Genomic DNA, 13,775 nt, shown 5'->3' on the forward strand with positions numbered 1-13,775 from the left:
CAGAGGCGGATGCGCCAACACCCGGTATCAGGAGGAGTAGCGAGTCCAAAGGGCCTTCGCCCCAATGCTGCCGACCATGGCCTGATGCGCCTCGATTTCGACTTGCGTCAGCCGTGGCGCGAGCGGTCTCGGTCGAGCTGAGATTATGACCTCGATGTCTTCAGCCTCATTGATCGTTCGCGCAGCTTCAGATCCACCCAGCACCAGAGCTGCTTGCCTTCCGCCGATCATTTCAATGTACACTTCGGCAAGAAGCTCGGAGTCGAGAAGTGCCCCGTGCTTCGTCCGATGGGAGTTGTCTATCCCGTAACGTCGGCAGAGAGCATCCAGAGAATTTGGTCCCATGGGATGCTTTCGGCGGGCCAGTGCCAGAGTATCGATGACGTGTTCCGGAGAAACGGGCGGGATCCCGAGCCTGTCAAACTCGGCATTGATGAAACCCATATCGAAGGTTGCGTTATGAGCGATCCATTTCGCACCTTCGAAGAAGGTTCTCAGATCATCAACAATTTCGGCAAAGACCGGCTTGTCTTTCAGGAAATCGTCTGTGATCCCATGAACTGCCAAAGCATCCGGATGGACCTTGCGGTCGCCTGGGTTGATGTAGACATGAAAGGTCCGACCGGTCGGAAAATGATTGAGAAGCTCGATGCCACCGATTTCGATCACACGATCAACTCTTGTTTCAAGACCTGTGGTTTCCGTATCGAATATGATCTCACGCATGATTTTCGGCTTCCTCGTTCGCCCCAGAGCGAATTGAATTCAAGACCTGTATGACCTGACGACGCGCTTCCTCGATGCCTTGCCCTGTATCGATGATAAAGTCTGCGCGTTTGCGCTTTTCAGTATCCGGCATCTGACGAGAGAGAATCAGGTCGAATTTCTCTGCCGTCATACCCGGCCTCGCCAAAACGCGCTGCCTCTGCAGATCCGCCTCGCAACTTACAACAACGATGACGTCAACCCGGTCTTCCGCGCCCGTTTCAAACAGCAGCGGAATATCCAGAAGCACGATATCCTGCCCAACGGATTGTTGCCGTTCGAGGAAGGCGCGTTCACCCTCGCGCACAAGCGGATGGATGATGGCTTCCAGTTCCTTGAAGCGTTCAGGGTGGAGTGCAAGTTGGCGAGATAATTCGGTTCTGTTCACCACGCCGTTTTGAGCGGTACCGGGAAAACTATTTTCGATAGCTGCCACGGCACTCCCGGCATAGAGTTCGTGGACAACCTGATCGGCATCATTGACGGGCACGCCCTGCTCGGCAAACAGCTTTGCAGTCGTGGATTTTCCCATGCCAATCGAGCCAGTAAGGCCAATGCGGATCATTGGTGCTTGTCCATATCCGAAATGACGAGCTGACGCAGCTGCTCATCGACCGCCGGTCGCTTGCCAAACCATTTCTCAAAACCGGGAACTGCCTGATTGAGCAACATGCCCAATCCATCCACTGTCGTCTTTCCCTGCCGTTCCGCCTCTTTAAGCATCGGGGTCTTCAGCGGCACGTAGACAATATCGGTGACGGTCGCTTCGTCCTGCATGCCCGTAAAATCAATTGCAATCGACTCCTGTCCGTCCATGCCAAGAGAGGTTGTATTGATGAAGAGGCCTGCTCCGCTCATGACCTCGCGCAAGGCACCCATCTCATGCGCATGAACACACGAGCCAAACCGGTCGGCCAGTTCCCTCGCCCTTTCCACCGTGCGGTTGACGACATGGATTTCGCCAATCTTTCGATCACGCACCGCTTGGATCACCGCACGACTGGCGCCACCTGCTCCAAGGATGACGGCCTTGTCGGCCTTCGACCAGCCTGGTGCTCGCTGATCGAGATTGGCAACAAAACCATATCCGTCCGTATTGGTTGCGTGGACCAAACCATCGGTGACCCACAGGGTATTGGCCGCCCCAAGTTCCTGAGCAAGTTCATCCGGTCGGTCAGCAAGTTTGCATGCGACTTCCTTATGAGGAATGGTGACGTTCCCACCACGAAACTTTTTCGAGGTCCGAAGGTCAGAGAAGAAGGTTCCAAACTGCTCCGGAGCCACGTCAATCGCTCGATATTCGCCGGCTATTCCAAAACCACGTAGCCAATGCGTATGGATCATCGGCGAGCGTGAATGATGGATGGGATGACCGACCACGAAAGCGGTTAACGTTTCACGTGAATCAGACATCAATCACTCCCAGATTTCGGAGGGCCTCTAAAAGGGGAAGCATGGGGAGGCCAAGGATGGTGAAATAGTCGCCGTCAATGCGTGAGAAGAGATGGATCCCCTCTCCTTCAAGCTGATACGCTCCCACGCTTGTCATGACCTTGTCTCCAACGCGATCAAGATAGCGTTCGATAAACTTGTCCGAAAGCTCGCGGACATGGAGGGAGGCCGAGAATACGCCTTCCCACTCAACATGACCGCTGCGGACAATGGAGATTCCGCTATTCAGATAATGAACGTTGCCGGAGAGGGCGATCAAGGTCGCTTTTGCCTCTTCGCGGTTCTTAGGCTTGTGAAAGACGTGCTCGCCGAGAGACATGGTCTGGTCTGAACCGATGACAAAAGCATCCGGATACCGTTGGCTGACATCCATCGCTTTTGCCCGTGAGAGATGCTGCGCTACCTCTCTGGGCCCTGCTGCACTTTTTTGCAGCTCAGCTTCCATCTTTCGCTCGTCTATATTGGCAGCAGACCATTCGAACACCAGTCCGGCGTTTTCCATCAAGCTGCGGCGAAAAGGACTGGACGAAGCCAGAATGAGTTTCGGTTGCAAGGCGGCACCTCGTTTGCTCCGTTTTCGGTTAGCGCAGCTTCGGGCGTAGAGCAACGATAGCCGCAGCCGTTTCTTCAATAGAACGACGAGAGACATCGATAACGGGCCATTGGTGGCGCGCGCACACGGCGCGTGCGTACTTAAGCTCCTCAATGATACTTGCACGGTCTGTATAAGGGCTGGGGTCAAAACCCTTGGTATGGCCGAGTTCCCTGTTCTCCCTGACCTGTGAAATACGATCGGTCGTCGCAACCAGACCGACGATCAGGGGTTTGGTCGCTTTCAACAGACTTTCCGGTAAAGGTGTACCCGGCACGAGCGGTACGTTCGCGACCTTGATTCCACGATTGGCAAGATAAATACTGGTGGGCGTCTTGGACGTGCGGCTGATCCCGACGATCACGACGTCAGCCTCATCATACTCTTCAGCCATCTGGCCATCGTCGTGATCCATGGCGAAATCCAGAGCCTCAATGCGTCGAAAATAATCCGCATTCAGGACGTGCTGCGCTCCAACGCGACGACGCGAGCGTGATCCCAGATAGGCCTGAAATACCGCAAGCACCGGCTCAAGCAAATTGACCGACGGAACTCCCAATTCCTTGCAGCGTTGATCGACATAGTCTGCAAGGGACTGGTCAACGATGGTGTAGAGTACGATGCCAGGCTTTTCGTCGATATGCTCCAGAACCGGCAGTAGCTGCTGCTTGTTCCGGATAAGCGGATAGACATGCTCGATCGGATTGGCGCCCCGAAACTGGGCAGATGCTGCCCTGCCCGCAGAGATCAGCGTCTCTCCCGTTGAGTCAGATATCAGATGGAGATGGAAGAAGTTTCTGCGGTTCTCCACGCTAATCTCGCTTTGCTGTTCATAACCTGGGATAGACAGGCCATTATTGGGACCGAGGTATCCGGGAGCGGGATAACAGCCGACTTATCCACATTTGGATCCGGCAACCGATAGCTTATCCAGCCGCTGTGGGAAATGTGGACAATATGGCGCAGATCATGACTTTTCCGAAGTTATCCACAAAGTGAAAGCGCTGATCGTTGCGATATGTGACTGATTTTCATCCGTAAAATGAGTTGTCCCCACAGTTGGGTTCATTTGCTCCTTTCCAGCGTGATTGTCTTTTGCTGAAGCGAGGAAACGGGACGATCTGTGCAACAGACTTTATCCCTGATAGTCACCGACTCTAAGAATCAGAAAATCTAAAGATTCTAGATTTCTTTGTTTTAAGGGAGACTGTCGTGAGCGCTGTGAGACGCAAGCTTCTCGAAGTTCTGGACGGAGCGACTGTCTCGCCTCCACCAATCTGGCTTATGAGACAAGCCGGACGTTATCTGCCGGAATATCGAGAGACGCGGAAGCAAGCGGGAAGCTTTCTGCAGCTTTGCTATTCTCCCGAACTGGCCACGGAAGTGACACTTCAACCCATCCGTCGCTATGGGTTCGACGCTGCAATCCTGTTCTCAGATATCCTCGTGATACCGGACGCGCTGAAGCGCAGTGTGCGTTTTGTCGAGGGCGAAGGCCCTCGCATGGATCCGATCGACGAAGCAGGCATCGCTGCTTTGGACGGCAAAAACGTTCTGTCGCATCTCACCCCCGTCATGCAGGCTGTTTCCAGCATTCGACGTAGTCTTCCAGAAGAGACAACGCTTTTGGGATTCTGTGGTGCACCGTGGACCGTCGCTACCTATATGATCGCTGGCCGCGGGACACCGGATCAGGCACCGGCACGGCTGTTTGGCTATCGTCACCGTGAACGGTTCCAGTATCTTCTGGAATTTCTGGCCGATATCTCTGCCGACTATCTGGTTGCCCAGATCGATGCGGGCGCCGATGCGGTGCAGATTTTCGATTCCTGGGCGGGTGTTCTGGGTGAAGAAGAGTTCAAGGGGTTTGCGGTCAAGCCGGTCGCTCGCATGATTGCGTCTGTGAAAGCCCGTCGTCCAGGAGCGAAGATCATTGCCTTTGCCAAAGGCGCTGGGATGAACCTGAAACACTATCGGCAGCAGACAGGCGCTGATATGATCGGGCTAGACTGGTCTGTGCCTCTGAGTTTTGCGGCAGAGCTGCAGAAGGAGGGTCCTGTTCAGGGCAATCTGGATCCAATGCGCGTTGTAGCAGGCGGTCGGGCGCTGGAAGAGGGAATAGATGCCATCCTCCAGGTGTTGGGTAGCGGACCACTCGTCTTCAATCTTGGCCATGGTATTACGCCGGAAGCTAATCCGGACCATGTGACACAACTCGTTGCTCAAGTTCGTGGATCGAAGGATGGCTGACGAGCTGCAAACGCATGAAGCGTCTGGACGTCGAGCCCGTTTCAAGGCTGCCATCGCGCTCGTGGTGTTTCTAGCGCTTCTCGCTTTGCCCTACATCCTGGTGCCAGATCAGTTCTATCTTTGGGCAAAGGCCTTTCACGTCATCGCCGTGATTTCGTGGATGGCAGGTCTCTTCTACATGCCCAGGCTCTTCATTTATCATACCGATGCGCCGGAAGGCTCTGTCCAGTCTGAAACGTTCAAGGTGATGGAGCAACGCTTGCTCAAGGTCATCATGAATCCGGCCATGATGATCTCATGGCTCTTCGGGCTGTATCTTGCCTGGGAAGGCTTCCGGTTTCAGGGAGGCTGGCTGCATGCCAAAATTCTGGCTGTCGTTCTGCTGACCCTGGCTCATGTCCATCAGTCGCATTGGGTAAGACGATTTGCGAAGGATGCGCCCCGAAAGCCTGCGCGCTACTGGCGAATGATGAACGAAATCCCGACCGTATTGATGATTTTGATCGTAATCCTCGTGATCGTGAAGCCCTTCGCTTAAGATTTGAGCGCGTACCCCTTGCAGGTCGTCGGTGAAGCGGCTATTTCTACGTCACTCATCCCCATGGCTTGTCTGTACAGTCTGACTTCCGCGGCGCTCGCGGTGACGCACCTCAGCATCACGCCAAATTCCCATTCAAATTCAAAGCGGTCCCTTCTTCATGGCTGAAATGAAGCTTCAAGAACTCAAGAGCAAATCACCGACTGATTTGCTGACCTTTGCCGAATCACTGGAGGTCGAGAACGCGAGCACTATGCGAAAGCAGGAGCTCATGTTCGCAATATTGAAAGTTCTTGCAAGCCAGGACGTCGAGATCATCGGTGAAGGCGTTGTGGAAGTTCTGCAGGATGGTTTCGGATTCTTGCGATCGGCCAATGCGAACTATCTGCCTGGTCCGGATGATATCTACATCTCTCCTTCGCAGATTCGCCGTTTCTCGCTGAAGACCGGCGACACTGTCGAAGGACCGATCCGTGGGCCCAAGGAAGGCGAACGTTATTTCGCACTTCTGAAGGTCAACACGATCAATTTCGATGACCCGGAAAAAATCCGCCATAAGGTTCACTTCGATAACCTGACGCCGCTTTATCCGAATGAACGCTTCAAGATGGAGCAGGACATTCCGACGTCGAAGGATCTGTCATCACGCGTGATCGATCTGGTCGCTCCACTGGGCAAAGGTCAACGCGGTCTGATCGTGGCACCGCCGAGAACTGGTAAAACGGTCCTGCTACAAAATATCGCGCATTCCATCACTGCAAATCATCCGGAATGTTATCTTATCGTTCTGCTGATTGACGAACGTCCGGAAGAAGTGACGGACATGCAGCGTTCCGTTCGCGGCGAAGTGATTTCCTCTACTTTCGATGAACCCGCAGTACGTCACGTTCAGGTAGCTGAAATGGTCATCGAGAAGGCCAAGCGTCTTGTCGAGCACGGTCGAGATGTTGTCATTCTGCTCGACTCCATCACCCGACTTGGTCGAGCCTATAACACGGTTGTGCCGTCATCCGGCAAGGTCTTGACCGGTGGTGTTGATGCCAACGCCCTGCAACGCCCGAAGCGTTTCTTTGGTGCGGCCCGTAACATTGAAGAAGGCGGCTCGCTGACGATCATCGCGACCGCTCTCATCGATACTGGCAGCCGTATGGACGAAGTGATCTTCGAAGAGTTCAAGGGTACGGGTAACTCTGAAATTGTTCTGGACCGCAAGGTTGCTGACAAGCGCATCTTCCCGGCGATGGACATTCTCAAGTCCGGTACCCGTAAGGAAGATCTCCTGGTTCCGCGTCAGGATCTTCAGAAGATCTTCGTGCTCCGGCGTATTCTTGCGCCAATGGGAACAACCGATGCCATCGAGTTCCTCATCGACAAACTCAAGCAGACCAAGAACAACGGTGATTTCTTCGATTCGATGAACACCTGATTCAAGCAGAATTCAGCAATTAGCCGGATTCTGCCTGTGAGGCTGTATGGTCGTTCCTACAATATTCGCCCTATCATCCGGCTCTACCCCGTCCGGAGTTGCGGTCATACGCATCTCTGGACCCTCAGCATTTGATATCGTCGGCTGGATGGCTGGTCCGTTGAACAGAACCAGAGGAATGAACCTCAGAACGATTCGGGACCGAAACAATTCCAAAATCGATCAAGGTCTTATCCTGACATTTCCTGGTCCAGCTTCGTTCACTGGCGAAGACTGCGTTGAACTTCAGGTTCATGGAGGTCGCGCCATTGTAGCAGCCATCAGCCGGGAACTGCTGGAACTAGGCTGCGTTGCTGCCGAAGCTGGAGAATTCACCCGGCGTGCCTTCAGCAATGGGAAGATGGATCTTGTCGAGGTCGAAGGCCTCGGTGATCTCATCGCCGCAGACACGGAAATGCAGCGAAGGCTGGCCATTGAACAGGCAAGCGGCGGGTTGTCTTCGCTGTATCAGAATTGGGCAAACCGTCTGACCCACGCTCGCGCTATGATCGAGGCCGAACTCGATTTTGCCGACGAAGAGGATGTACCTGGAAGTGTTTCGGACCGGATATGGCCCGATATTTCGCTTCTCCACCGTGAGATCTTAAAGCAGGTGACCGCCACGCAGAGCGGTCGGTTGGTCCGGGACGGCTTCAATGTCGTTATTGCCGGTCCACCCAATGCCGGAAAGTCCAGTCTCATCAACGCCCTTTCTGGGCGAGATGTTGCGATTGTCACCTCTGTCGCTGGCACGACCCGTGACCTCATTGAGGTCGAGCTGGATATGGACGGGTTCCTTGTCAGACTGGTTGATACCGCCGGAATTCGAGAGACCGATGACGTGGTTGAGCGTGAGGGTGTCAGGCGAGCGAGGCGGGCGATTGAATCAGCGGACCTCGTTCTTGATCTCAGCGAGATCGATTCGCTAGCGGAACAAATGTCATTCCTGACCGACGCAAAACGATTGCGTGTTGGAACCAAAGCCGATTTGCATCCAGCAGAAGACACGCGTTATGATGCTTGCATCAGCGTCAGCCTGCCACAGACCATTGACCATCTCCGTTCATTGATTCTGCAAGAGCTGAAGCAGAGCTGGGAAGCCATATCGTCGCTTGGCGCCGGACGATTGCGTCACATCTCGCATCTCCAACAGGCTTCCAATTTCATCGAAGACGGGTTAAAGCAAAGCGATATCGTGCTTAAGGCTGAGAGCTTGCGCCTGGCCTCCGACGAGCTCGGCCGGATTACCGGTCGTGTGGATGTTGAAGATCTGCTTGGGGTCATCTTCTCCGAGTTTTGTATCGGCAAGTGACTCACGTGAAACACTGCTAGACGCAGAGTGGACGCTATGACCAAATTTGACGTGATTGTAATCGGCGGTGGCCACGCCGGCTGTGAGGCTGCATCTGCTGCTGCTCGACTTGGTGCCAAAACAGCGCTCGTTACCCATAAAATAGAGACCATCGGTGTGATGTCCTGTAACCCAGCGATTGGCGGGTTGGGCAAAGGCCATCTCGTCAGAGAGGTCGATGCGCTCGATGGTCTTATGGGGCGGGTCGCCGATAGTGCTGGTATTCAGTTTCGACTGCTGAACCGCAAGAAGGGGCCTGCCGTACGTGGTCCCCGTACACAGGCCGATCGGCGTCTGTATCGCGAAGCAATGCAAAATGCCATTTCAGAGACGCACAATCTTGTGGTCATCGAGGGCGATGCTTTCGATCTCATCCTGGATGATCGCGCTATAACCGGCCTCGTTCTAGCCGACGGTCGACAACTCTCATGTCAGACCGTCGTCGTTACAACCGGTACTTTCCTGCGCGGAATGATCCATATCGGAAACGAAACAAGACCAGCTGGACGCGTCGGAGAGGATCCCTCTCTTGGTCTATCACGGACTTTCGAGCATCTTGGTATCAAGCTTGGTCGACTCAAAACTGGAACCCCAGCTCGACTGGATGGTCGCACGATTGACTGGCAATCCATCGGGAAGCAAGCCGCCGACGATCAGCCGGTGCCATTCTCCTTTATGACCGACCACATCACCAATCGCCAAATAGAATGTGGTGTAACCCGGACGACCGATCGAACGCACACAATCATTTCAGACAATATCCACAAGTCCGCAATGTATTCAGGCCAGATTAGTGGGATAGGTCCACGCTATTGTCCTTCAATCGAGGACAAGATCGTGAGATTCGGTGAACGGGACGGTCATCAGATTTTCCTCGAACCGGAAGGACTTGACGATGACACGGTCTATCCGAACGGTATATCGACATCCTTGCCCGCCGACGTCCAGGACGAATTCATCCGGACGATTCCGGGCTTGGAGCAGGTCAAGATACTCCAGCCAGGTTATGCCATTGAGTATGACCATGTCGATCCTCGAGAGTTAGGCGCTGATCTTCAGGTTCGCACCGTTGACGGATTGTTCCTGGCTGGTCAAATCAATGGCACGACAGGTTATGAGGAAGCTGCCGCACAAGGATTGGTTGCTGGGTTGAACGCCGCCCGGCGGGCTGGCGGGCAAGACTCTTTCGTCTTCAGTCGTACCGACTCCTATATTGGTGTGATGGTCGATGACCTGACGAGCAAAGGGGTCACAGAACCTTATCGGATGTTCACATCCCGAGCAGAGTATCGCTTGACGCTGAGAGCCGATAATGCGGATGCGCGTCTGACGCCGATCGGTAATGGGTTAGGGTTGGTCGGACGTGACCGTCGGGAGCGGTTCGCGTCATTTGAAAATGAACTCGCTCATTTCAGATCTGTCCTGCAAACCAGCCAGGTCACACCAAATCAGGCCACTGCATTCGATGTTCACCTGAATCAGGACGGGCAACGAAGAAGCGGCTATGATTTGCTCGCCTATCCAGACATCACCTTTGATACCGTTGTACGCATTTGGCCAGAACTTGGTGCGTGTTCTACAAAGGCAAAAGAGGCCCTGGAAATTGAAGCTGGCTACGCGGTCTATCTTGGTCGTCAGCGTCAAAGCGTGGAAGCGGTTCGCGCGGACGAAGAGCGAGTCATTCCAGATGATTTCGATTATGGTACAATTTCAGGTTTGTCGAATGAACTGCGAATAAAGCTTTCCAAGGTAAAGCCGAGGAATATTGCACAGGCATCTAAGGTCGATGGAATGACACCAGCAGCACTGGCATTACTGCTCACGTTGGTCCGCCGATTTAACTATCCAGCAAGTGGACTGGAAGCGAGCGCATAAGATGAAGTTGAATGGTATTGCTGTTTCACGTGAAACAGAACAGCGACTAAACATTTTTGCCGAGCTGTTTTACAAATGGGCGAAAGCCATCAATTTAGTCGCGCCCTCAACTAAAGGCGATCTTTGGAGCCGCCATTTTGCAGACAGCGCTCGGATCTATCAGCTCAATCCTGAACCCTGCCAATGGCTTGACCTCGGGTCAGGTGGCGGGTTTCCAGGAGTTATCACTGCCATTCTCCTGGCAGAAACAGGCTTTGGCTGGGTCGATCTTGTGGAGAGCAATCATAAGAAGGCTTCGTTCTTGCGAACTGTGCTCAGCGAAACCGGTGCTCGTGGCTCCGTCCATACGGTGAGGATTGAAGACGCACCTGCTGTCATTTCAAAGGAGATCAATGCGATTTCTGCAAGGGCTCTCGCTGAACTTCCACTTTTGCTCGATTACTGCAGTCCATGGATGCTGAATAAACCGGGCGTGACCGCTTATCTCCACAAAGGGCGGGATTATCAAACAGAGGTTTTGAAAGCCAATAGAAGTTGGACCTTTGATCTGTTAAAACATGCGAGCCATGTGGAAGAAGATTCAGTCGTGCTGCAGATCTCAGGTCTCAAGCGCGCATCGTAACAGGTCGCGGGTGTCAAAATGCAGGAACCTAATCGCATTATTGCAATAGCGAACCAGAAGGGTGGCGTGGGAAAGACAACGACTGCTATCAACCTTGCGACAGCACTGGCTGCAATTGGTGAGCATGTCTTGATCGTTGATCTGGATCCGCAAGGAAATGCCAGCACAGGCCTCGGCATTGATCGGCGCAATCGTCATCTGTCTTCATTCGATGTGATGATGGGAAATGCTTCCGTAAGCGAGGCAGTTGTTGCAACTGCAGTTCCGAATCTGTCGATCGTCCCCTCCACAATGGATCTCCTTGGCTTGGAGATGGAGATTAGTCGCGAAAGCGATCGGGCGTTCCGTCTGCGGCGAGCTCTCTCCCAACCAGATGCGACAGGATACAGCTACGTCCTTCTTGATTGCCCGCCATCCTTCAATCTTCTAACCGTCAACGCAATGACAGCTGCGCATTCGGTTCTTGTGCCGCTCCAGTGCGAGTTCTTTGCCCTGGAGGGGTTGAGTCAATTGCTTGAAACTGTGGATCAGGTTCGGCAGAGCGTGAATCCGCATCTGGATATTCAGGGAATCGTTCTGACGATGTTCGATGCGAGAAACAATCTCGCGCAGCAGGTCGTGAACGACGTGCGGACCTATCTGGGTGACAAGGTCTATCACACACTGATACCTCGCAATGTTCGCGTGTCGGAAGCGCCATCCTATGGCAAGCCGGCTATCTTGTACGACCTTAAATGCGCCGGTAGCCAAGCCTATCTTCAGTTGGCATCTGAAGTAATCCAGAGAGAGCGCCGTCGTAAGGCGGCTTGATCAGGACGTTTGAACGGAAAAAGTAGGAACCAGTACAGTGGTTGATGATCCTTCACGGCGCCGTCTGGGGCGTGGCCTAGCTGCTCTCATTGGAGAAATGGATCAGGTTGCCCCTTTGGGCGAACAACAAGCAAAACCCGTGAATCCAGATCGCCTCGTTCCAATCGAGCTGATTACCAGAAACCCTCGAAACCCTCGTCGGATGTTTGATGAGGCCGAGTTGCATGATCTCGCGGCGTCGTTGCGGCAGCACGGGATCGTGCAGCCAGTTGTCGTGCGCACGGTTTCTTCAGGTTTTGAGATTATTGCTGGCGAGCGCCGATGGCGTGCAGCCCAGTTGGCTGGGCTCATTGAAATTCCGGTTATTGTGCGGGATGTGGATGATCGCACAGCGCTGGAAATTGCAATTGTTGAGAATGTCCAGCGGTCCGATCTAAATCCTCTGGAAGAGGCTCTCGGCTACGAGCAACTGATTGCCGAGCATGGCTATACACAGAATGATCTCGGCGAAATCATCGGTAAGAGCAGAAGTCACGTTGCCAATAGTTTGCGCCTGCTGAAGCTTCCGGAGCCTGTTCGCGATTTGTTGGCAGGCGGCAAGCTCTCAGCCGGTCATGCTCGTGCACTTGTCTCCACCTCCGATCCCACCGGATTGGCGAAGGTCATTGTTAATAAGGGTATGTCTGTTCGGGATGCCGAGCGCCTCGCGCAAAATGACATCAAGGCGCAGTCAGAGCCGCCAAAGCTTGCTCCGATACAGAACAAAGATTCAGATACGCTTGCTCTTGAACGATCGTTGAGCGACTCTCTTGGTCTTGAAATCAAGATCAGTCACAGAGGCGGTAGCGGACATATCAAGATCAACTATAAGACCTTGGAGCAGCTGGAAGAGGTTTGCCGGTTGCTGGAACGACGCTGAAGGCCGTGTTAAGCCGGCTTATGAGCTCTCTTTGTCAGATTTTCAATGTGCGGCCCTAGCGCTGATCGAGGGAAGCGACAGCTGGCATGTTAGGATCTGTTTGCGCGCTGAGATTGAAGCGCTGATGCAAGGAGCGTCTGGAACGCTATCGAGTCATCCAATTGTGCCTGCTGACGTGACTGATAGATCGCCGTGTGCAGCCTCTGCGTCTCACGGGCCAATGACGTTGATGACCAATTTCTCAGCGCCTTCTCCATCAAAGGCTTACGCTTGAAATGAATATGGCGGCCTGAGGTTTGCATGATTTGCGCGCTCTGCAAACGCTTCTCTTCCATTTCTGCTCTCATCGCATCGAGCATTTGGAACGTTCGTAGGCAGGACTGCAAAACAAGAAAGATTGGCTGCTTGGATTGGACAATCTTCTGTATTGCGCGGTGAAGCCCGTCAAGGTCACCCGCCAGGACACAATCCACTGCATCATCAGCCGAGATGGCACTTGCATCTCCGATGATATCGGTCACGTGGTCCTGCTCGATTTGCTTCTGCTGCATACAGTAAAGGATTAGTTTTCGTATCTCGTTTCGAGATGCGACACGATCTCCACCGAGTGCTTCAAGCAGGGTAGCGCGAGCTTCCGGAGTGATCCGAAGATCAGCTTGTGCCAATTCCTGATCGATCAAGGCATTGAGGGACTTTACATCATCCGAGTAACATGGGACGGCGACCGCGATCTTCGCCTGCTCTGCATTTTTTCGCAGAGCACTACCCTTCTTGAGATCGCCACCTTCAATGATCAGTATGTTGCCGGGAATTCGACCTGAGTCGAGTGCCGCAATCGCGTCAGCCCCAATCTTCTCACCGCCCGATCCGCGTAGGTGAATGACTTTTTGCCCGCCAAACAAACCAAGTGAGTTGACTTCGTCAATCAGCCGGCCAGGATCCCCCTGCAGTTCCGATAGATCGAGACGCGTGTAGGAAAAGGGATCATCGACATTTACGCCTGCTTTTTCCGCAAGCGCCTTTGCACGTTCTGACACCAGACCTTTATCAGGGCCATAGACCAGAAAAATACGATAGAGTTCGGTTGCTCGTGAAAGCAACCGATCAAATTCGTGCGCTTTGATTTCGGCCATAGT

14 protein-coding genes are annotated in these 13,775 nt (G+C 53.5%); 8 read left to right on the forward strand and 6 right to left on the reverse strand.

Features of this window, described 5'->3' with window-relative positions; genetic code table 11:
- Positions 1-27 precede the first annotated feature (27 nt).
- From dnaQ to G6N80_RS10985, 5 genes are read right to left on the reverse strand one after another with little or no spacing between them, the layout of a single operon-like run.
- Positions 28-726 (reverse strand): DNA polymerase III subunit epsilon, encoded by a 699-nt coding sequence (dnaQ, locus tag G6N80_RS10965; RefSeq protein WP_165133751.1) that lies wholly within the window; start codon positions 724-726, stop codon positions 28-30.
- Complete coding sequence (coaE, locus tag G6N80_RS10970; RefSeq protein WP_165133754.1) at positions 719-1,330, reverse strand: dephospho-CoA kinase; 612 nt, start codon at positions 1,328-1,330, stop codon at positions 719-721. The genes dnaQ and coaE overlap by 8 nt, the downstream gene beginning before the upstream one ends.
- On the reverse strand, positions 1,327-2,178 hold the full coding sequence (locus G6N80_RS10975; RefSeq protein ID WP_165133757.1) for a shikimate dehydrogenase: 852 nt from the start codon (positions 2,176-2,178) through the stop codon (positions 1,327-1,329). Before G6N80_RS10975 ends, coaE begins: the two co-directional genes overlap by 4 nt.
- Positions 2,171-2,770, reverse strand: coding sequence for a Maf-like protein (locus G6N80_RS10980; RefSeq protein ID WP_062557273.1), 600 nt, complete (start codon positions 2,768-2,770; stop codon positions 2,171-2,173). The genes G6N80_RS10975 and G6N80_RS10980 overlap by 8 nt, the downstream gene beginning before the upstream one ends.
- Positions 2,771-2,798: 28 nt before the next feature.
- Positions 2,799-3,620 (reverse strand): pyruvate, water dikinase regulatory protein, encoded by an 822-nt coding sequence (locus G6N80_RS10985; RefSeq protein WP_062557272.1) that lies wholly within the window; start codon positions 3,618-3,620, stop codon positions 2,799-2,801.
- A 401-nt stretch (positions 3,621-4,021) separates the two neighbouring features.
- Here G6N80_RS10985 and hemE point away from each other — a divergent pair, with 401 nt between their 5' ends.
- The 8 genes from hemE (at position 4,022) to G6N80_RS11025 (ending at position 12,639) form a co-directional block, all read left to right on the forward strand.
- A complete protein-coding gene (gene hemE, locus G6N80_RS10990) occupies positions 4,022-5,059 on the forward strand; it encodes a uroporphyrinogen decarboxylase (protein ID WP_165133760.1) in 1,038 nt (345 codons plus the stop codon).
- Complete coding sequence (hemJ, locus tag G6N80_RS10995; RefSeq protein WP_062557270.1) at positions 5,052-5,597, forward strand: protoporphyrinogen oxidase HemJ; 546 nt, start codon at positions 5,052-5,054, stop codon at positions 5,595-5,597. The genes hemE and hemJ overlap by 8 nt, the downstream gene beginning before the upstream one ends.
- Positions 5,598-5,757: 160 nt before the next feature.
- On the forward strand, positions 5,758-7,023 hold the full coding sequence (rho, locus tag G6N80_RS11000) for a transcription termination factor Rho (RefSeq protein ID WP_137133652.1): 1,266 nt from the start codon (positions 5,758-5,760) through the stop codon (positions 7,021-7,023).
- A gap of 46 nt (positions 7,024-7,069) precedes the next feature.
- On the forward strand, positions 7,070-8,374 hold the full coding sequence (gene mnmE, locus G6N80_RS11005; RefSeq protein ID WP_165133763.1) for a tRNA uridine-5-carboxymethylaminomethyl(34) synthesis GTPase MnmE: 1,305 nt from the start codon (positions 7,070-7,072) through the stop codon (positions 8,372-8,374).
- A 36-nt stretch (positions 8,375-8,410) separates the two neighbouring features.
- Entirely contained in the window at positions 8,411-10,288 is a 1,878-nt protein-coding gene (mnmG, locus tag G6N80_RS11010; protein WP_165133766.1) for a tRNA uridine-5-carboxymethylaminomethyl(34) synthesis enzyme MnmG, read from the forward strand.
- Between the two features lies 1 nt (position 10,289).
- The gene (rsmG, locus tag G6N80_RS11015; RefSeq protein ID WP_165133769.1) at positions 10,290-10,910 is read left to right on the forward strand and encodes a 16S rRNA (guanine(527)-N(7))-methyltransferase RsmG; all 621 of its coding nucleotides are present in this window, start codon (positions 10,290-10,292) and stop codon (positions 10,908-10,910) included.
- Positions 10,911-10,928: 18 nt separating this feature from the next.
- The gene (locus G6N80_RS11020; protein WP_062557266.1) at positions 10,929-11,720 is read left to right on the forward strand and encodes a ParA family protein; all 792 of its coding nucleotides are present in this window, start codon (positions 10,929-10,931) and stop codon (positions 11,718-11,720) included.
- Between the two features lie 37 nt (positions 11,721-11,757).
- Entirely contained in the window at positions 11,758-12,639 is an 882-nt protein-coding gene (locus tag G6N80_RS11025) for a ParB/RepB/Spo0J family partition protein (protein WP_062557265.1), read from the forward strand.
- An 89-nt stretch (positions 12,640-12,728) separates the two neighbouring features.
- Here G6N80_RS11025 and holA read toward each other — a convergent pair whose 3' ends face one another.
- Positions 12,729-13,772 (reverse strand): DNA polymerase III subunit delta, encoded by a 1,044-nt coding sequence (gene holA / locus G6N80_RS11030; RefSeq protein ID WP_165133772.1) that lies wholly within the window; start codon positions 13,770-13,772, stop codon positions 12,729-12,731.
- Positions 13,773-13,775: the final 3 nt, after the last annotated feature.

Origin of the sequence: Rhizobium rhizoryzae, from assembly GCF_011046895.1 — a bacterium.
Classification (GTDB): Bacteria; Pseudomonadota; Alphaproteobacteria; order Rhizobiales; family Rhizobiaceae; genus Neorhizobium; species Neorhizobium rhizoryzae.